Source organism: Kitasatospora sp. NPDC051164 (genome assembly GCF_044455625.1).
In the GTDB taxonomy this organism is placed as follows: Bacteria; Actinomycetota; Actinomycetes; order Streptomycetales; family Streptomycetaceae; genus Kitasatospora.
In genome coordinates this window covers 552617-571530 of sequence record NZ_JBITFB010000001.1, presented here as the reverse complement: position 1 = coordinate 571530, position 18914 = coordinate 552617, and the positions used below count along the sequence as shown (strand labels likewise).

The following is an 18914-nucleotide window of genomic DNA, read 5'->3' as shown; positions in this document are numbered from 1 at the left end:
CCCGGACCGGCCCCGGATCCCGTCGAATCCGCGGATCACGGTACCGGCTCGCCGGGTGAGTGCCCGGAGGAGGGGGAGCACAGCGGCCCTGGTCAGGACTGCCGGTCGGCGGTGGCGGCCGACGCGGCGGCGTCCGCGACGCTGCTCCGGTACAGGCCCAGCTTCGGCTTGGCCACCTTGGCGCCGTTCCCGAGCGGGAAGTCGAGGGTGTCCGCAGCGGCCATGTGGTCGCCGTCGGCGAGGACGTTCAGCTCGTCGACGCCGGCCGCGGTGCCGGTGGCCGCACCACCGGGGTTGAGGTCGAGCACCGCGTACGCCGTCTGACCGGCCGCCACCGGGTAGGCCGGGGCGCCGCCCAGCCCGCTGGGCACCAGCGGCTTGACGTCCTTGCCGTGGTCCGCGGCGTGCGAGTCGCCGAGGCTCAGCAGCGGGTAGTAGCTCAGGCCGCAGGCCGTCGTGCCCTGGTTGCGCACCTCGATCACCCGCTGGCCGGGCGCCTCGGCCCGGGTGGTCACGCGGACCGACAGCTTCTTGGCCTCGCAGGGGTGGGAGTAGGCGTAGGCCTCCCCGCCGCCCGCCTCACCGCCGCCACCCGGGGAGGAGGTGGCGGCCGGGGTCTTGGGGCGGGCCGGGGTGGTGTTCGCGGCCGGTGCGGCCGGTGCGGCGGCGGGCGCGATGGTGGCCGCACCCGCGGCCGCCTGGGTGGGCTTGGCGGACGGCTGCGCATCGCCCGCGCCGCCGCCGGACTGGCAGGCGGTCAGGGTGAGCGCGGCGCCGAGGGCGAGGGCGGCCGGAACGAAGAAGGCACGGCGAACGGACATGGAGGTTCCCCCGTAACAGTGGTGGGTGAGAGAAGAGGATCGGGCGACGGGGCCATCGCCACCGGGCCGCCGATCAACACTGTGGCCCGCCGCCCGTCCCACCGCCAGCCTTCCCCGCCACCCCGGGACACTGGAACGGTTCCACCCCCTCTGACCTGCACATCCGCCCCCGCCTGGAACGCCTCACCGGAACGCCCCGGGACCTCCAGGACCTTGCCGTAGCGCTCTCCCGGGCCTTGCCGTAGCGCTCTCCCGGGCCCCGTCGCCTCGGCCTGTCCGTCGTCCTCCGGGCACGATCCGGGCGGGCATGGGGACCTGACGGTGCACCAAGGGAAGCCCTTGATCCTGTGATCGTTCCGGGTAGATCGGGCGGGTTGTGCGGGCACCTGTCCAAGCCGGTGTTCGGGCCCGGGGCGGTCGGCAGAACTGCCGATATGCTGACCGCCGCTCCACGGAGGGAGCGACCGGGAATCGGGGGAAGCGCATGAGCGGCGGCGGTGCCGGGGTGGGGTTCAGTGCCCATCCGGACAAGCTCGGGGACGCGGGCGACCAGCTGATAGCGGCGAGTACGGACGTGGGCTCGGTGAAGGACGCGCTGGGCAAACTGGGCATGTCCGGCGACGGGACCTTCGGGGAGTACGGCGCGGGTGACGCGGCGAAGGCGTTCTGGCAGGCATGGCAGGACGAGCTGGGGGTGAACGTCGACGCGTTGAACGACCTCGGCGGCAAGGTGCACACCAGCGCGGCGAACTACAGCACCACCGATCACGGTGTCGGCCGGCAGTACCAGAAGCAGGGGGCGTGACCGGTGCCCGACCACAGCGCGAACCCGCTCGGCCCGTTCGGCGTGGACCTGGGCAACCAGCGCCAGCAGGCCGAGCGGCTGAAGAAGACCATCGACGACTCGCACGGCATGTGGGGCGCCGGTGACCTCAAGTACGCCGTCCACGACGCCCTGCAGCTTCCGGCCCCCAAGGGTGACCCGGGCAAGCTCGGCCAGCTCGCCACGTCGTACAACACGGCGAGCAGTCAGCTGGACGAGATCCAGATGAAGGTGGCGCGGGTCGGTGCCGAGCACCTGCCGGACGCCTGGACCGGGCAGGTGGGGGAGAAGGCGGCCGAGGTGGTCAAGGCCTCCGCCGACGACCTGACGCGCTGCCGCGACATGCTGGGCAAGGGCCGGGACCAGCTCAACGCGCTGGCCTCCGCGCTGAGTGAGGCGCAGACCCTGCACGGGCAGGGCCACGCGCCGCTGAGCGAGGCGCTGAGCCTGCTGCACGACATCACCGTCTCGGGCGCGCCGGACCCGTTCAACTGGGACGACGACAAGATGCACACCGCCCACGCCAAGGCGAAGGACGGCATCAAGTCGATCTTCGACGCGGCGGTGAAGGCGGAGGACGCCGGCCGCGCCGCCGCGCGTGAGCTGAACGCGCTGGCGGACAAGGCGCTGGCGGCCCGCTTCAAGAACAAGGGCCTCGGCGCCGCCGACAAGCTGGTCATCGCGGACGCGGAGGTCGCCGGCAGCGACCAGTTCGGGTCCATCCTCACGGCCAACGACGTGACCCGGGCCGGCCAGTTCATGGACAAGATGAGCGACGCCGACCGGGCCCGCTTCGACCAGTTGCTGGCCGGCAGCAAGTCCCCCGAGGAGCGCGCCTACCTGATGAAGGCGCTGGCCGCCGGGCACGGCTACGACGAGATCAAGGCCTTCGACGACCAGATCCACGAGCACGGCGGCGACCCGGCCTGGCTGGCCCAGCGCCTCTCCCCGGTGCAGATCGACTCCGCCTCCGGGAACCAGTCGGACACCGCCTACCAGGGCGTGGCATGGAACCAGGGCGACAAGCCGACCTGTGTGGCCGGCTCGACCGTCACCGCCCGGGCGATGGTCGACCCGCTCTTCTCCCTGCAGCTCACCACCGGCGGGCACCCCGGAGACCCGCAGTACGACAACGGCAAGGCCGCGTACGACCGCTGGCTCAAGGAGACCGACCGCGTCTACGACACCAAGAACTGGTGGAACGAGTGGCAGGACGGGATGAGCGACGGGGAGTCCAAGGACGCCGCCAACGACGAGATCGGCAAGCACACCGGGGCGGGCTACCACACCGTCGACCTGGAGGGCCCGGAGCAGCGCAAGGACGTGCTGGCCCAGGTCGAGTCGGCGGTGGACCAGGGCAAGCCGGTGCCGATCGGAGTCAAAGAGGACACCTGGTTCCGTCCGGACGGCCACCAGATGATGATCATCGGGCACCGCGGTGACCAGCTGGAGATCTACAACCCCTGGGGTTACACCGTCTGGGTGAGCGAGAGCGACTTCGTCAACAACCACATGGAGGGCGCGGCCCAGGGCGGCAACATGCCGATCGCCGACCACGTCCAGATGCCCAAGTGAGGTCCGGTTGAGCACCATCCCGCCCCCCATGAGCGACTCTCATCTCGCCGAGCTGGACGTCGAGGTCCTGCTGCGCTTCGGCCTGCCGGCTCCGGGCCCGCACCGTTCCTCGCTGTTCGGTGACGGCGCGGTGGCCGCCGCGATCACCGTCGACCGGCTCGGCGCCATGCCGCGCGCCCTGGTCTTCCTCGGCGAGGTGGTCCGCTCCGGCGGCACCCGCTACGCCGCCGCGCTGCCCGAGCCGCTGCCCGGCCCGGCGGCGGCGGTGGCGCGCGGCTGGCTGGAGGCGGCCTCGATGGTCGTCGGGGACGCGACCGGAGACCTGCTGGTCGCCCGCTGGCTGGACGCGGTCGCCGCCGTCCTGGCATTGCGGATCAATCACCATGAGGCGAACTCATGAGGTGGCGTCGGATCCTGATCGCGGCGGTCGCCCTGCTGGCCGTCGCCGGCGTGGTGGGCGCGGTGGTGGTCCACCGGATGACCACCGGCAAGCTCGACCACGGCACGGTGTTCGCCCAGGCCTCCGGTGAACTGGCGGTCAAGCCGGGAGAGTTGTTCTCCGTCGAGGTCAGCGCCCACCGGGTGACCGGCCAGGTCTGGACGGTGGCCGACCCGGCCCCCGGTTCGGCCCCCGACCCGGCCGCGCCCCAGGCCCCCGATTCGGCCGCCGTACGGTCCGTGGGCGACGAGTACGTCAAGGACTTCGGGCTGAAGGACCTGGTCGGCGCCACCGGCTCGGCGGGCTCCGGCGGCCGCTACTACTTCGTGTTCCGCGCCGGCCCCAACCCGGGTCGCGCCACCATCACCCTGCGCAACCCCAACCGCGCCGCCCGCCCGGGCGGTTCCGACCAGGACGAGCGGCAGTTCACCGTCGACGTGCGCTGAACTGTCGGCCTGTGCTGAACCGTCGGCGTGCGCTGAACCGTCGACGTGCAGACGTGCCTCACCCCCGGCCCTCTGCAAAGGGGGTGAGGGTGCGTCGGCCCCGGCTGCCAACCGGGTGACGCGGGTTTGGCCGCCGGGTCGCCACGGAACGTCTTCCCGCCGTACCGGCAGCGGCGCACCAGGTTGTGCCCGAACCCGAGGGGTGGCATGGCGACCGCAGGTTCCCAGGAGGCTCCCCGGCAGGCGAGGGCGTTGGCGCTCGCCCGGCACCCTAAACTGTGGCTCTTCCCGAGCCTCCTGTGCGGCCTGCTGGCCGTCGTGCTCTCGCTGCTCTACATGGGCGGCATCGTGAACCCGACCGGGCATCTGCACCGGCTCCCCATCGCCCTGGTGAACGCGGATCAGGGCGCGCCGCCGCCCGGACAGCCGGCGAACCTCGGTACCCAGCTGACCAGGGCGATCGTGGCCGGCACGCCCGACAGCACCGTCGACTGGCGGCAGGTGGACGAGGCCGGGATGCGCGAGCAGCTCGCCTCCGGCAAGGTCTACGGCGCCCTGCTCGTGCCCAGGGGCTTCACCTCCGCCGTCACCGCGCTGGTCACCGGCGGCGCCACCGAGCGGCCGACCGTGACCGTGTTGACCAACCCCGGGCTGGGCAGCCTCGGCTCCTCGATGGCCGCGCAGATCGCCCAGAACGCCGCCCACCAGGCCTCCCAGGCGGCCGGCCGCGAACTGCTGGCCGCCGTCCCGGCCGCGACCACTCCGGGCCCGGACACCGGCGCCACCGCGCGCCTGCTGCTCGCCGACCCGATCGCCGTCGCCACCCAGGTCGGCCACCCGATCGGCAGCCACAGCGGACTCGGCCTGAGCGCCTTCTACTTCACCCTGCTGGCCGTCCTGACCGGCTTCATCGGCGGCAACATCATCCACAACGGCGTCGACGGCGCGCTCGGCTACAGCGACAGCGAGATCGGCCCCTGGCACACCCGCCGTCCGACCGTCCCGATCAACCGCACCCAGACCCTGCTGCTCAAGATGATCATGACGGCCGGGATCATGCTGCTCACCACCTGCCTGGTGATGCTCGGCGCGGTCGGCATCCTCGGCATGGACGCCCCGCACCAGGCGATGCTCTGGCTCTTCGCCTACTGCGCCAGCCTCGCCGTCGGCCTCGGGGTGCAGGCGATCAACGCCGCGTTCGGCGGGATCGGGCAGCTGGTGTCGATGTTCGTCTTCATCGCGCTGGCCCTGCCCTCCTCCGGCGCGACCGTCCCCCTGCAGGCGGTGCCCGGCTTCTACCGCTTCCTGAGCGTCTTCGAACCGATGCGCCAGCTCAGCGACGGCATCCGGGCGATCCTCTTCTTCGACGCCCGGGGCGACGCCGGGCTGGCCCGCGGCTGGATCATGATCGCGGTCGGTGTGGTGCTGGCCCTGGCGTTCGGCTTCGGGATGACCCGCTACTACGACCGCAAGGGCCTGCACCGCTGGACGCCCCAGCCGACCGACTGACGCTTCGGCAGGGGCGTTCGGGGCCGGAAGGTCAGGACTTCGTCACCGTCACCTTGAGGTGCTTCATGATCGGCTGGTCGCTCTGCGTGCTGTGGTCGCCGATCGCGCAGAGCACGTTCATCTCCGGCATGTAGCCGGCCGCGCAGCCGTGCGGGATGTCGTACGGGACGGCCAGGTAGCCGGTCACCGAGCGGGTGCTGCCGTCCCGGGCGGTGCTGGTGACGTCCACCCGGTCGAGCTCGGCGATGCCGCGCTCGCGCATGTCGTCCTTGTTCAGGAAGACCAGGGTGCGCAGGTTCTTCACGCCCCGGTAGCGGTCGTTGTCCGAGTAGATGGTGGTGTTCCACTGGTCGTGCGAGCGCATCGTGCCGAGCGCCAGGGTGCCGGGCTCGGGGACGACGTCGGGCAGTGGGGCGGCGGAGAACTCGGCCTTGCCGGAGCCGGTCAGGAAGACCAGCTCGCGGGCCGGCTGCTTGATCCGGAACCCCAGCGGCAGCCGCACCCGGCGGTTGAAGTCCTCGAAGCCGTCCAGCACCTGCGCCATGGTGTCGCGGATCCGGTCGTAGTCCTCGATGTACCACTCCCACGGGGTGGGGCTGTCCGGGAGTGCCGCGCGGGCCATCCCGGCGATGATCGCGGGCTCGGAGAGCAGGTGCGATGAGGCCGGTTTCTTCATGCCGACCGAGAGATGAACCATGCTCATGGAGTCCTCGACCGAGGTGGACTGCACCCCGCCGCGCTGGTGGTCCTTCTCGGTGCGGCCCAGGCAGGGCAGGATCAGGGCCGTCCGGCCGTGCACCAGGTGGCTGCGGTTCAGCTTGGTGCTCACCTGGACGGTCAGCTCGCACCTGCCCAGGGCCTCGTGGGTGTAGGGCGTGTCCGGGGCGGCGAGCGCGAAGTTGCCGCCCATGCCGACGAAGACCCTGACCGCGCCGCGGCGCATCGCCTCGATCGTGCCGACGGTGTCCAGCCCGTGCTCGCGCGGCGGCTCGATCCCGCACACCTCGGCGAGCCGGTCCAGGAACTCCCCGGCCGGCCGGTGGTCGATGCCGCAGGTGCGGTTGCCCTGGACGTTGCTGTGCCCGCGCACGGGGGAGGGCCCGGCGCCCTCGCGGCCCAGATTTCCGCGCAGCAGCAGGAGGTTGACGATCTCCCGGACGGTGTCCACGCCGTGCTCGTGCTGGGTGACGCCCAGGCACCAGCTGAAGATCGAGCGGTCGGCGTCGCGGTAGATCCGCGCGGCCTTGAGGATGGCGGCCCGGTCCAGCCCGCTCTGGCGCTCGATCTGCGCCCAGGGCGTGGCCTCGCAGACGTCCCGGTAGGCCTCGAAGCCGCTGGTGTGGCGGTCGATGAACAGCCGGTCCAGCGCCTTCTCGTCGGTCGCGGACTGCTCCAGGACGGCCTTCGCCATGCCGCGCAGCAGCGCCATGTCGCCGCCGATGCGCGGCTGCAGGTTCAGGGTGCCGGTGCGGGTGGACCTGTTCAGCGCCATGTCCGTGAAGTCGTGCGGAATGATCGTCCGGGTCGCCGCCGCCTCGACCAGCGGGTTGACGTGCACGATCTGCGCGCCGCGCTTGAACGCCTCGGCGAGCGCGGTGAGCATCCGCGGCGCGTTGGAGGCCGCGTTGACGCCCAGGATGAACAGCGCGTCGGTGACCTCCCAGTCCTTGAGGTCGACCGTGCCCTTCCCGGTGCCCAGCGAGGCCTGCAGCGCCCGCCCGCTGGCCTCGTGGCACATGTTGGAGCAGTCGGGCAGGTTGTTGGTGCCCAGCTCGCGGGCCATCAGCTGGTAGAGGAACGTCGCCTCGTTGCCGAGCCGGCCGGAGGTGTAGAACGCGGCCTGGTTCGGGTCGTCCAGCCCGCGCAGCGTCCGGCCGACGAGCTCGAAGGCGTCCTTCCAGCCGATCGGCACGTAGTGGTCGGTGGCGGCGTCGTAGACCATCGGCTCGGTGAGCCGGCCCTGGTCCTCCAAGGCGAAGTCGCTCCACCCGGACAGCTCGGTCACCGAATGGGCGGCGAAGAACGCGCGGGCGACCCGCTTGCGGGTCATCTCCCAGGTGACGTGCTTGATGCCGTTCTCGCAGATGTCCAGGTGCAGGCCCTTGGTGTCGTCGGGCCAGGCGCAGCCGGGGCAGTCGAAGCCACCGTCCTCGTGGTTCATCCGCATGACCGCCCGCGGCCCGTCCAGGTATGCGCCCTCGCGGGCCAGGAAGCGGGTCACGCTCTTGGCCGCGCCCCAGCCCGCGGCGGGGTGGTGGTACGGCGCGAACCGCGGCGGACCGGCGGGGGAGGGGCCGACGTCCGCTTCCCGCCCGGACTCTGGGGATTCTGTGGAGTCCGCGGACTCGCGGCCGGTGTTCGCGCGGTCGTCGGAAGTCGTCACGGCACTCGCCTTCCCTCGCTCGGGTCGGGGCTCGGAGTTCGGCGGAGACCCGGCGGTCGGCTCGAGGCTACGCCGGGTGGTCGGGACCGGCGAGCGGAGCGGTCAGCCGCTCGGGAGACTGCCGAGGACGGCGGCGATCCCGGTGCGCCGGGCGACCTCCAGCAGCGCGCGGGCCATCACCGAGCCCGGCTCCCGGGCAGCGACCACCAGACCTATCGGCGCGCCGTGCACCGGCTCCACCAACGGGACGGCCTGCATGCCGTGCGGCACGCCGAACACGTGCAGCCAGGCGTAGGGCACGACGCTCGCCCAGTGCCCGGTCCGCACGTGCGCGAAGAGCGAGGCCACCGAATCCGTCTCCACCCGCGGGGTCGGCGCCAGCCCGAGGCCGGCGAACACCTCGTCCAGCACCCGCCGCCCCTGCATGCCCGCGTGCAGCAGGCACAGCGGCAGCCGGGAGGCCTCCTCCCAGGTCGCCCTCGGGTGGCGGGCCAGGCCGTCGGCCAGGCTGGTCAGCAGGACGTACCGCTCCTCGTACAGGGGCAGCGTGCGCAGGTCGTCGGCGCCCGGCTCGGGCAGGTACGTGATGCCCGCGTCGATCTCGAAGTTCCTTACCTGGCGCAGGAGTTCCTCGGAGCGCAGGTCGGTGGACAGCTCCACGGTGACCAGCGGATGGGCGGCGCAGAGCGGTCCGGTGAGCAGCGAGACGGCGCCCGAGGCAGTCGGCACCGAGCCGATCCGCAGCCGTCCGCTCAGACCGGTGCGCAGCGCGTCCACCTCGTCCCGCAGGGCATCCCGGTCGGCCAGGATCCGCTGCGCCCACAGCACGATCCGCTCGCCCTCGGGCGTCAGGCCCTCGAAGGCGCGGCCGCGCCGCACCAGCAGCACCTTCAACTCGTCCTCCAGCTTGCGGACGGCCTCGGAGAGCGCGGGCTGGGAGACGTGACAGGCCTGGGCGGCGCGGGCGAAGTGACGCTCTCGGGCGAGGGCGACGAGGTACTCGAGCTGGCGGAACAGCATCTAGCCGGCCCCGGGGGCGGAGTCGGCCGGTTCCGTGCCTGCCGGTTCCGTGGCGTTGGTTCCCGTGCCGTCGGTTCCCGTGCCGTTGGTTCCCGTGTCGATGCGGTCCGTGCGGGTGTAGACGTTCATCGAGTCGCCCCGCAGGAAGCCGACCAGGGTCAGGCCGGTCTCCTCGGCGAGGTCCACGGCCAGCGAGGACGGGGCGGAGACCGCCGCCAGCATCGGGATGCCCGCCATCACGGCCTTCTGGACCAGTTCGAAGGACGCCCGGCCGCTGACCATCAGCACCGTGCCGCGGGCCGGCAGCAGGCCCTCGCGCAGGGCGTGGCCGACCACCTTGTCCACCGCGTTGTGCCGGCCGACGTCCTCCCGCAGGCAGAGCAGCCGCCCGTCCGCGTCGAACAGGCCGGCCGCGTGCAGGCCGCCGGTGCTGTCGAAGACCTTCTGGGCGGCGCGCAGCCGGTCGGGCAGGGCGGAGAGCAGCGCGGGTGTGACGCGCAGCCCGTCCTCGGCGACGCTCCAGGGTGCGGTGGTGCGCACCGCGTCCAGGCTGGCCTTGCCGCACAGGCCGCAGGAGGAGGTGGTGTAGAAGTTGCGCTCCAGCGAGGCGTCGGGGGCGGGCACGCCGGGGGCGAGGACGACATCCACGACGTTGTAGGTGTTGCCGCCGTCGGCGGTGGCACCGGCGCAGTAGCGGATGCCGGCCACCTGGTGGGCGGCGTGCAGCGCGCCCTCGCTGACCAGGAAGCCGGCCGCCAGGTCGAAGTCGCTGCCCGGGGTGCGCATGGTCACCGTCAGCGGGCGCCCGCCGACCCGGATCTCCATCGGCTCCTCGGCGGCCAGGGTGTCGGGGCGGTACGAGGGCGTGCCCTGGCGCAGGCGCAGCACTCTGCGCGGTACGGTCACTCGGCCCATGGTCGTCGGCTCCTCGGCGGGTTCTGCGTCGCGGACTGTGTCGTGGACGTTGTCGTAGCGGACTCTACGGATGAATCCTCGCTCGTCCGGCGGTCGAGGTGCGTCGCGCGGTCCGGTTCGGGCAGGTGACGGCGGCTGTGCGCGCCCGTCACGGCCAGGCAGAGCAGGCCCACAGCGGCCATGCCGGTCAGCAGGGCCGGGTAGGAGGCGTGGCCGGCCGTTCCGGCGAGCAGCAGCGGGGTGAGGAAGCCGCTGGAGGTGGTGCTCTGGTAGAGCGAAGCGGCGGTCGGGCCGGAGGAGCCGGCGGGGTCGGCAGGCTCGGGGCGCCCGGAGTGTGCGGAGTGCGCGGGGGGCCTCGGCGTCAGCCGTTCCACCTCCTGCAGCCCCGCGCCGAGCGTCAGCCCGTACCCGGTGCCGAGGACGACGGCGGCCGCGACCACCAGCCCCACCGAGTCGCGCTCGGCGGCGAGGGCGCCGATCAGCAGTCCGACGATCACGGTGGCCATCGCGGTGAGGGTGGCCCGGGCGCTGCTGCGGTCGTCCAGCCGGGCCGCGAAGGGCTGGGCCAGCACGCCCGTGGCGAGCGTGAGCGCCGCCACCAGGCCGCCGAACAGCGGCGCGTAGCCGGGGACGCGGTCGGCGACCAGTGGGGGCAGCACGACGTACGCCACGGTGGCGGAGCCGAGGACGGCGGGGCTGGCGGGGAGGACGACGTAGCGGAACCGCGGGTGTCGTACTGCCGCGCTGTGCTCGACGCCCTGCTCGGGGCGCGGGCCGAGGCGGGAGATCGGGCCGGGTGCAGGGCCGGGGACCGGGCGGAGGCCCGGTGCGGTCTCCGGCAGGCGGCGGGTGGCGCGCAGCACCAGCAGGCAGCCGAGGGCGTGGGCGAGCGCGGGCAGCACCGTCGGGCCGGGCAGCCACTCGGCGAGCACCCCGGAGGCCAGCGCGCCCGCCGAGAAGCCGGCCCCGGTGGCGTACATCGCGCGGCGGGCCGAGACCGCGGGCGGGACGGACGGGCCGGAGAGCTCCCGGAGCCAGGCCGTCCCGGCGAGGAACACCAGACCGGCGGCGAAACCGGTGGCCGTCCGGGCGGCATACACGGCCGGTTCGTCGGCCACCGCCAGGACGGCGCTGGCGGCTGCGGACAGGACCAGCGCACCGCGCACCACCCGCCGACGGCCGTACCGGCCGTCGAAGGAGCGGCCCAGCAGCAGACCGGGGACCAGCCCGACCAGGTAGACCGAGAACATGGCGGCCAGCGACAGCGCCGACCAGTCGGTGCGCGCCCGGTACACGGTCGCCAGGGCGGTGAACTGGTTCGCGCCCCAGGCGGCGACGGCCACGGCGGCCGCTGCGGGGAACCAGCGGGGGAGCCAACGGGTGGGCATCTACGTGCTCTGCTCTCTCGGACGGTTGCGCCCGGCCGTCCTCCCAGACCCTTTTCCGGGTTTCCTGGATTTCTCCCTTTCAGTGTGTTTCCGGTGGTCTACGGTCGTCAAAGAGGCAATTCCTGTGAGCTGATAGGCGGCACTTGTCGAGGTCCTTGGTGCGGCCCGGCAGATGTTTTCGATCGAGCGATCGCGAATTCCGCTTCGACATTCGTCAACGGGATTTCGTGGACGGCTTCCGTCGGTGCTTCAGTCCGTGCCCGGCCCCACCGACAGCACGACCGCGCTGGCCGCGCCGCCCGGCGTCTCGTAGTGCACCGTCTCCCCGGCGTGACGCCCGAGCAGTGCCTTCCCGAGCGGGCTGTCGTAGGTCACCAGGGTCAGCTCCCGCTCCTCGGCGAGCTCCGCGACCTCGACGGTCTCCTCCTCCCCGTCCGCGAACCGCACGGTGACGGTGGACCCCACCCCCACCACCTCCGTGGACGGCGCCCCGGCGACGGACGCCTCGCGCAGCCGCTCCTCCAACTCGGCGATCCGCCGGTCCAGCCGGGTCACCTCCGACGCCCGCTGCAACTCGTCCGCGGCGTCCGCCCGGTCCCCCACCGGTTCCACCCCACGCAGCGTCGCGGCCACCTCCCCCCGCTCCGCCCGCAGTTGCGCCAATTCCTCCTGCACCGCGTGCAGGCCTTCGGCACTGATGGGTTCGGGACCGCCGGTCATACCTGCTCCCGGGTCTCTCGCGAAACGCTCAAACTCCGGTCGCCTCCCATTACCCCACCCCGCCGGGCCCCGGGCAACTCCTCCCGGAGCGGGCGGGAGCAGCCGATTCCCCTCAGCGACCGGGTGGTGCGTTCCAGTGCGACATCGTGCGGATCTCGACGCCGTGGGTGGCGGCGTTGACCGATCGTCCGGATCCGGGAATCCCGTTGCTTGGTGGGCTTCTCCAGGTGCGCGCGGTCCGGCTCGGGCGCGCTGCGTGGTCGGCTCCGTCGACGGGGTCCGCGGCGGCTTCCGAGGGTGGCGGTGATCACCTTATGGGGTGGGGACCCCGGGGAAAGCGCAGGTGGGAGGGGTGGCCGAAGGGGGGAGAGCAGGGACCGGCGGTGGGGGCGCGGGCGGGCGAAGCTACCATGTGCGCAACACCCTCAGCTCGAAAGATGGACTTGTGACTGTCAACGACGACGTGTTCACGGACTGGATGACCCGCGAGGAGATCGCGGAGTCGATGATCCCGATCATCGGGCGGCTGCATCGGGAGCGGGACGTCACCGTCCTGTGCCACAGCCGTTCCCTGGTGAACAAGTCGGTGGTCAGCATCCTCAAGACGCACCGCTTCGCCCGGCAGATAGCCGGCGAGGAGCTCTCGGTCACCGAGACGATGCCGTTCCTGAGTGCGCTGACCGCCCTGGACCTCGGCCCCTCGCAGATCGACCTCGGCATGCTCGCCGCCACGTACAAGGCGGATGACCGCGGCCTGTCGGTGGAGGAGTTCACCGCCCAGGCCGTGGCGGGTGCCACCGGTGAGAACAAGCTGGAGCGCCGGTCCGCCCAGGACGTCGTGCTGTACGGGTTCGGCCGCATCGGCCGGCTGGTCGCCCGTCTGCTGATCGAGAAGGCCTCGGCCAACGGTCTGCGGCTGAAGGCCATCGTCGTGCGCAACGGCGGCGGCGACGACCTGGTCAAGCGGGCCTCGCTGCTGCGCCGTGACTCCATCCACGGCCAGTTCCAGGGCACGATCACCGTCGACGAGGCGAACAACAAGATCGTCGTCAACGGCAACGAGATCACGGTGATCTACTCCGACGACCCGACCAAGGTCGACTACACGGAGTACGGGATCAAGGACGCGATCCTGATCGACAACACCGGCAAGTGGCGTGACCGCGAGGGCCTGTCGAAGCACCTGCAGCCCGGCATCGCCAAGGTCGTGCTGACCGCTCCGGGCAAGGGCGACGTCCCGAACATCGTCCACGGCGTCAACCACGACATGATCAAGCCGGACGAGCAGATCATCTCCTGCGCCTCCTGCACCACCAACGCCATCGTCCCGCCGCTGAAGGCGATGGAGGACGAGTACGGCGTGGTCCGCGGCCACGTGGAAACCGTCCACTCGTTCACCAACGACCAGAACCTGCTGGACAACTACCACAAGGCCGACCGTCGTGGTCGCTCGGCGCCGCTGAACATGGTGATCACCGAGACCGGTGCCGCCTCGGCCGTCGCCAAGGCCCTGCCGGACCTCAAGGCGAAGATCACCGGCAGCTCCATCCGCGTTCCGGTGCCGGACGTCTCCATCGCGATCCTCAACCTCCAGCTGAAGCGGGAGACCAACCGCGAGGACGTCCTGGAGTACCTGCGCAACGTCTCGCTGACCTCGCCGCTGAAGCGCCAGATCGACTTCATCGACTCGCCCGACGCGGTCTCCAGCGACTTCATCGGCTCGCGCCACGCCTCGATCGTGGACGCCGGCGCGACCAAGGTCGAGGGCGACAACGCGATCCTGTACCTGTGGTACGACAACGAGTTCGGCTACTCGTGCCAGGTCGTCCGGGTCGTGCAGTACATCTCGGGCGTCGAGTACCCGACGTACCCGGCTCCGGCGGTCTGATCGGACCGCGAGGATTCGGTGGCGGGGCGGTGACCGGTCGGTCGCCGCCCCGCCGGCGTTTCGGGTCCTGCCGGGGGCGGTACGGTGCTGGGCGGGCTTCGGGCGGTGGAACTCGGGGTTCGGTCTTCGGGACTCGGGACCCCGGACCCGGCTTCGGGTGGTGGATGGGAGGGGTGGGGATGGCGGACGGGTGGCCGACGGTCGAGTTGGACCCGGTGCGGCGGCTGAGGGTGCTGGCGGCGGCCGGGGCCGGGCGTCCGCTGTTCGCGGAGCGGCGGTTCGCGGCCGGGTTCGACGAGGTGTGGTCGGTCGCCGGCGACCTGTCCGGTGAACTGCCCGGGCTGATCGGCGGGTTGCGCTCCTTCGAGGTCGGGCCGCCGAGCGGTGGCGCTGCGGGCGGGGACCGGCTGGAGGGGCTCGCGGTGAGCGTGGTCGGCCACCGCGAGCGGTTCGACATCGTGCTGCGCAGCGGCTGGTGCCTGATGCAGAGCCGAGTGCTGCTCGGCGGGATGGCCGCCGTGCCGGACGGCGACGGGACGCGCTTCGCCCTGCTCGCCGCCCTGCGGGTGCCCGGCGCGGGGCCGGTCCAGCGGTTCTTCGGCGGGCTGGTGGACCGGCGCGGCGAGGTGCTGCTGGACCGGCTGGAGCGGCGGGTCGGATCAGGGGCTGACGCGGGCGGCGAATAGGCGGCGGATCGCGGCGGCCACCTCCTCGGGGCGCTCGTGCGGCAGGAAGTGCCCGCAGCCGGGGAGGACTTCGGCCGTCAGGTCGTCCGCCTGCGCGCCGACAGGGGAAAGCAGGGCGGGGCGGATCACCGGGTCCAGCGCGCCGCCGAGCAGACGGGTGGGGACGGTCAGCCGGCGGTGCCGGAACCGGCCGAGGGCCAGGCGCGGGATGTCCCGGGCGACGAAGCCCCAGTGCAGCCGTTCGGCGGCGTAGGCGGCGTCGGGCGTGCTGCCCGCCGCCACGTACTCGGCCAACTCCTCGGCGGGCCAGGGGGTTTCGGCGGTCACGCCGCGCCGGAGGAGGTGGCCGAGGAGGCCCGGGTAGTGGCGCACGACCCGGCGGCCGATGCCCGGGTACTCCAGCAGCGCGGTGTACCAGAACCGCCAGGCCGTACCGAGCAGGGCGCGTTGTCGCGGCCACGGGTGGGTCATGTTGAGCGCGAGGAGGCCGGTGAACCGCTCGGGAGCGCGTAGCGCCAGCTCGAAGCCCGTCCAGGCGCCCCAGTCGTGGCCGACCAGGCCGACGCGTTCCAGGCCGAGTCGGTCGAGGACGGAGAGGACGAGGCGGGCACGGTCGTCGGTCGTGTAGCCGGATCGGTGCGGGGCCTGCGACCAGCCGAAGCCGGGGAGGTCGAGGCAGAGCAGGCGGAACTCCCCGTCGAGGAGGGGGAGTAGGCGCCGCCAGGCGTACCAGTGCTGCGGGAAGCCGTGAAGGAGCAGAAGCGGCGTGCCGGTGGCGGCGCCGGCGCCGCTGCTTGTGCTTGTGCTTGTGCCGGCTTCGGCGAGGTGCAGTCGGGTGCCGTCGGCGCACTCGATGTCGTGGTGCCGTACGCCGGGCAGGTCGGGGAGCGGGCGGGGGTCGGTCATCGGGGTGTCCCTCCTGGGTGGTGGTCTCAGGAGAGAAGAGGGCGGGAAAGGGCGCCGCAATCCCCGGGGTCGGCGGATTTCTTCCGGCTCAGCGGTGTTCGGCGCCCCAGGCGGTGCGGAATCCGTGCCGGGCACGGAAGAGTCGTGAACGGACGGTCCCGAGCGGGAGATCGAGGATCTCGGACACCGACTGCTCGTCCAGGCCCTCGACATGGCGGAGAGTCAGGACCGCGCGGTGTTCGGGCGGCAGGCGTTCCAGGACGTCCCGGATGTCGGTGGCCAACTCGGGGTCGTGGTCGCCCGGTTGGTCGTCCGCCCGGTCGGTGGCGGCTTCGGAACGGGGGGACCGGCGGGTGGCGAAGCGGACGGCCTCGCGGGCGGCGATCGCCCGGGCCCAGCCGAACAGGGCCTCGGGGGACTTGAGTTGGCGCAGGTTCCGGACGATCGCGATCATCGCTTCCTGGGCGGCGTCGGGAGCGTCCTGCAGCGCGATCGGCGCGCAGACCCGGCCGACGTACGGCATGAGCAGGCTCACCACCTCGTCCAGGGCGAAGGCATCGCCCTGCTGGGCGGCCCGCACGAGCGCGCCCAGGTCCTCCCGCCGCCCGTCCGTGCCTGTCATGTCGCCCCCGTCGCTGCTCGTCGCCCCGGGTGGACGGTACTGGATGGGGGTGGTGGCCGTGGCGGTGGGCACGGCAGCGGCGGGCACGGTTCGGCGGCGGGTCCGGGGGTGGCGGTGGGTGGGGGCGGGAGCTGCGGCTATGTTGAGGGGTCACTGACAGCCGGAGGGAGCGGGCGATGGGGATGGGTGGTCGGCGGATGGCCGCCGGGGTTGCGGCCGGGGTGCTGGCGGCGGTGCTGGCCGGGTGCTCGTCCGGGGGGTCGAAGGGCGCTGCGGGGACGGCGTCGGGGGCGCCGAGCGCGGCGAGTACGGCGGCGGCGAGTACGGCCGCCGGTACGGCTGCGGCGTCCGCGCCCGCGGACCCGGCCGCACCCTCCGTGCCGGCCGGGACGGCGGCCGCGTCCGGGGCGGCCTCGGCTCCCGGCGCCGCGCCCACGGCGGCCGCCCCGGTGGCGGCGCCCAGTGCGGACCTGGAGGCGGCGCTGCTGGACGACAAGCTGGTCGGCCAGGTGCTGCCGGACGCCAAGGCGATGGCCGGCTGGGAGGAGGAGAAGCGCCAGGTCGACACCGCCGACCACAGCGTCACCTGCACCGCCGCCAAACCCTGTACGGGCAAGCCGCTGAGCGCGTCGGTCCGGTTCTCCTCGGGCGACGTGGTCACCCGCTTCATCGTGGAGACCCTGCCCAGCCGGGACGCGGCCAAGAGCCGGCTCAAGGAGTCGTACGCCTCGTACGCCGCCGGGCCGTTCAAGAAGATCGACACCCCGGCGCTGGGCAGCGAGGGCCAGGCCTTCCAGGGGCCGCTGGCCGAGGGCGAGGGCGTCGGCATCGTGGTGCGCTCGGGCACCGTGGTGGCGAGCGTGACCACCGAGGGCGGCCCGGTGGACGTGGCCGCGACGCGGCGGTTCGCGGTGATGCTGGTCAAGCGGATCGAGCAGGCGCAGGCGGGCACGACGCCGGACGCCGGGCCCGGCCCGGCCTGAGAAGCGGCGACGGGTGCCCGGCTCCGGGGCGCCCGCCCGTCAGCGCTGGGCCGTCAGCGCTGGGCCGGCTCGTGCAGCCCGAGTGCGAGCCAGTCGTCCGCCGCGCAGTGGGCCACCCGCCAGTCGGGCAGCGGGCCGTCCGGGCCGGTCAGCTCGGCGCAGGCGGCGGTCAGCGCGGTCTCGGCGGTGAGCGGGTGGTCGGCGAGGGTGAAGGCCATCGCGTCCACGGTGCCGGGGCCGGCCAGGATCCGGGCGTGCCCGATCCGGACCGGACCGCGCAGCCCGCGCTCCAGCCCGTCCCGTACGGCCTCGGGGGTCGGCTGGTCCGCGCTGCGGGGACGGTCGGGAGCGCGCAGGTGAAAGCGGATGAGGTGCACGGTCACAAGACTGACGGATCGTCCGCCCGTGCGGTGTGGTGGGCGGTGGCAGATCACTGTCAGGCGGCAAGATGTCACCCCTGATGGTCCGCCCGTGCCGGCCCGGGATGGTCCCCGGCACGGCACGGCACGGCCCGTGACCGTCTGCGACCCGTGCCCGGTGCGGCCCCACCCAACGCCCTGCCGGTCGCCGATCCGGCAGGGCGTTGGGCTGGGGAAACGGATGTCAGTCGAGCGTGATATGTACTCATCTCGGGTGGTCGCAGTGCGGCCGGCCATGCGAAAGATGCCGATGACGTTCGAGGGGGCCACCACATGCCGCTGTTCCGACGCCGCTCCGGCGGGGAGGGCGCGCAGGACCGGGCCGGGCGGCGCGGGTTCGGGTTCGGCCGGCGCGCCCCCGAGGCGGCGGCCCGCGGTGCCGAGCCGCGACTCGACCCGGCCTTCGGGGACGAGTCCCTGCGCCGGCTGCTCGGGCAGGCCGAGGCCGGGGACTGGGCCGCGCTGCGCCCCGTGCTGGCCGCCGTCGAGGACGGCACCGAGCTGACCCACCTCGTCGGGGCGATCGCCGACGTGCCCGGGGTCGAGGAGTGGACCGGCCGCGTCCTCGCCGAGACCCCGGACGACACCGTGGCGCTGCTGCTGTCCGGCGCCCGGCAGATCACCTGGGCCTGGGAGGCGCGCACCGGCGCCCGGGCCAAGCAGGTCACCGAGGAGCAGTGGAAGCTGTTCCACGAGCGGCTGGACACCGCCGAGGAACAGCTACTGGAGGCGGCCGAGCGCGAGCCGTCCTGGCTCGCCCCCTGGTATTTCCTGCAGATCAGCGCCCGCGGCGCCTCGCTCGGCCCGGAGGTCGCCACCTGCCGCTTCGAGGCCGCCGTGCGCCGCTCACCCGACCACGGGGGCTCGCACCGGCAGCGGCTGCAGCAGCTGTCCGCCAAGTGGGGCGGCTCGCACGAGGAGATGCACCACTTCGCCCGCTCGGCGATGCTGGCCGCGCCCGAGGGCAGCCACCTCGGCGAGCTGGTGGCGCTCGCGCACCTGGAGCACTGGCTGGACCTCCCGGACGGCGAGGACCACGCCTACCTGACCAGCCCGACGGTGCTGGCCGAGCTGCAGGAGGCCGCCTTCCGCTCCGTCCTGCACCCGGACTTCACGCCGGCGCGCGGCTGGCAGGGCAGCTTCAACACCTTCGCGATGGCGTTCTCGCTCGCCGACCAGCGCAAGACCGCCCGGCTGCTGTTCGAGGCCCTGGACGGGGCCGTCACCGAATCGCCCTGGCACTACCTCTCGGGGGACCCGGTCAAGGTCTTCCGCGCCCACCGCGACCGCTGCGCCGCCTACTGAGGCCGCGGCCGACCGTGTCCTGACGCCGTAGGGACGCCGACCGTGTCCCGGCGCCGTGGCGACGCC

18 protein-coding genes are annotated in these 18914 nt (G+C 72.9%); 9 read left to right on the top strand and 9 right to left on the bottom strand.

The genetic code is table 11. The features are described 5' to 3' along the window. Window positions 1-92 precede the first annotated feature (92 nt). The gene (locus ACIBEC_RS02490; RefSeq protein WP_360490634.1) at window positions 93-821 is read right to left on the bottom strand and encodes a DUF4232 domain-containing protein; all 729 of its coding nucleotides are present in this window, start codon (window positions 819-821) and stop codon (window positions 93-95) included. A gap of 484 nt (window positions 822-1305) precedes the next feature. Here ACIBEC_RS02490 and ACIBEC_RS02485 point away from each other — a divergent pair, with 484 nt between their 5' ends. The 5 genes from ACIBEC_RS02485 to ACIBEC_RS02465 all read left to right on the top strand — a co-directional run bounded on the left by ACIBEC_RS02485 (window position 1306) and on the right by ACIBEC_RS02465 (window position 5613). Beyond that, a complete protein-coding gene (locus ACIBEC_RS02485) occupies window positions 1306-1626 on the top strand; it encodes a type VII secretion target (protein ID WP_360490631.1) in 321 nt (106 codons plus the stop codon). A 3-nt stretch (window positions 1627-1629) separates the two neighbouring features. Continuing rightward, entirely contained in the window at window positions 1630-3219 is a 1590-nt protein-coding gene (locus ACIBEC_RS02480) for a peptidoglycan-binding protein (protein ID WP_360490628.1), read from the top strand. Between the two features lie 28 nt (window positions 3220-3247). Continuing rightward, window positions 3248-3619: a hypothetical protein gene (locus tag ACIBEC_RS02475; protein ID WP_360490625.1), complete on the top strand. Its 372-nt coding sequence runs from the start codon at window positions 3248-3250 to the stop codon at window positions 3617-3619. Continuing rightward, window positions 3616-4104 (top strand): protease inhibitor I42 family protein, encoded by a 489-nt coding sequence (locus ACIBEC_RS02470; RefSeq protein WP_360490622.1) that lies wholly within the window; start codon window positions 3616-3618, stop codon window positions 4102-4104. The genes ACIBEC_RS02475 and ACIBEC_RS02470 overlap by 4 nt, the downstream gene beginning before the upstream one ends. 207 nt (window positions 4105-4311) lie before the next feature. Beyond that, a complete protein-coding gene (locus ACIBEC_RS02465) occupies window positions 4312-5613 on the top strand; it encodes a DUF3533 domain-containing protein (protein WP_360490619.1) in 1302 nt (433 codons plus the stop codon). A gap of 31 nt (window positions 5614-5644) precedes the next feature. On the opposite strand, the gene ACIBEC_RS02460 is transcribed toward ACIBEC_RS02465, so the two are convergent. The 5 genes from ACIBEC_RS02460 to ACIBEC_RS02440 all read right to left on the bottom strand — a co-directional run bounded on the left by ACIBEC_RS02460 (window position 5645) and on the right by ACIBEC_RS02440 (window position 12039). Next, complete coding sequence (locus ACIBEC_RS02460; RefSeq protein WP_360490616.1) at window positions 5645-7996, bottom strand: FdhF/YdeP family oxidoreductase; 2352 nt, start codon at window positions 7994-7996, stop codon at window positions 5645-5647. Window positions 7997-8098: 102 nt separating this feature from the next. After that, a complete protein-coding gene (locus ACIBEC_RS02455) occupies window positions 8099-9016 on the bottom strand; it encodes a LysR family transcriptional regulator (protein ID WP_360490613.1) in 918 nt (305 codons plus the stop codon). Then, the gene (gene fdhD / locus ACIBEC_RS02450) at window positions 9017-9931 is read right to left on the bottom strand and encodes a formate dehydrogenase accessory sulfurtransferase FdhD (RefSeq protein ID WP_360490610.1); all 915 of its coding nucleotides are present in this window, start codon (window positions 9929-9931) and stop codon (window positions 9017-9019) included. Further along, window positions 9919-11319, bottom strand: a complete 1401-nt coding sequence (locus ACIBEC_RS02445) for an MFS transporter (protein WP_360490607.1) — start codon at window positions 11317-11319, stop codon at window positions 9919-9921. Before ACIBEC_RS02445 ends, fdhD begins: the two co-directional genes overlap by 13 nt. Before the next feature lie 249 nt (window positions 11320-11568). Then, window positions 11569-12039, bottom strand: coding sequence for a GreA/GreB family elongation factor (locus ACIBEC_RS02440; protein ID WP_360490604.1), 471 nt, complete (start codon window positions 12037-12039; stop codon window positions 11569-11571). A gap of 445 nt (window positions 12040-12484) precedes the next feature. Here ACIBEC_RS02440 and ACIBEC_RS02435 point away from each other — a divergent pair, with 445 nt between their 5' ends. Both ACIBEC_RS02435 and ACIBEC_RS02430 read left to right on the top strand, forming a co-directional pair. Then, the gene (locus ACIBEC_RS02435; RefSeq protein ID WP_360490601.1) at window positions 12485-13927 is read left to right on the top strand and encodes a glyceraldehyde-3-phosphate dehydrogenase; all 1443 of its coding nucleotides are present in this window, start codon (window positions 12485-12487) and stop codon (window positions 13925-13927) included. 179 nt (window positions 13928-14106) lie between these two features. Further along, complete coding sequence (locus ACIBEC_RS02430; protein WP_360490598.1) at window positions 14107-14613, top strand: hypothetical protein; 507 nt, start codon at window positions 14107-14109, stop codon at window positions 14611-14613. Here the strand turns inward: ACIBEC_RS02430 and ACIBEC_RS02425 are convergent. Both ACIBEC_RS02425 and ACIBEC_RS02420 read right to left on the bottom strand, forming a co-directional pair. Then, the gene (locus tag ACIBEC_RS02425) at window positions 14587-15519 is read right to left on the bottom strand and encodes an alpha/beta hydrolase (RefSeq protein WP_360490595.1); all 933 of its coding nucleotides are present in this window, start codon (window positions 15517-15519) and stop codon (window positions 14587-14589) included. The two genes, ACIBEC_RS02430 and ACIBEC_RS02425, sit on opposite strands and share 27 nt — an antisense overlap. 88 nt (window positions 15520-15607) lie before the next feature. Next, complete coding sequence (locus ACIBEC_RS02420) at window positions 15608-16141, bottom strand: sigma-70 family RNA polymerase sigma factor (protein WP_360490592.1); 534 nt, start codon at window positions 16139-16141, stop codon at window positions 15608-15610. A 176-nt stretch (window positions 16142-16317) separates the two neighbouring features. On the opposite strand from ACIBEC_RS02420, the gene ACIBEC_RS02415 reads away from it, so the two are divergent. Next, complete coding sequence (locus tag ACIBEC_RS02415; RefSeq protein ID WP_360490589.1) at window positions 16318-17124, top strand: hypothetical protein; 807 nt, start codon at window positions 16318-16320, stop codon at window positions 17122-17124. A gap of 53 nt (window positions 17125-17177) precedes the next feature. On the opposite strand, the gene ACIBEC_RS02410 is transcribed toward ACIBEC_RS02415, so the two are convergent. Further along, on the bottom strand, window positions 17178-17501 hold the full coding sequence (locus ACIBEC_RS02410; RefSeq protein WP_360490586.1) for a hypothetical protein: 324 nt from the start codon (window positions 17499-17501) through the stop codon (window positions 17178-17180). A gap of 315 nt (window positions 17502-17816) precedes the next feature. On the opposite strand from ACIBEC_RS02410, the gene ACIBEC_RS02405 reads away from it, so the two are divergent. Further along, entirely contained in the window at window positions 17817-18848 is a 1032-nt protein-coding gene (locus ACIBEC_RS02405) for a hypothetical protein (protein WP_360490583.1), read from the top strand. The last annotated feature ends 66 nt before the right edge of the window (window positions 18849-18914 follow it).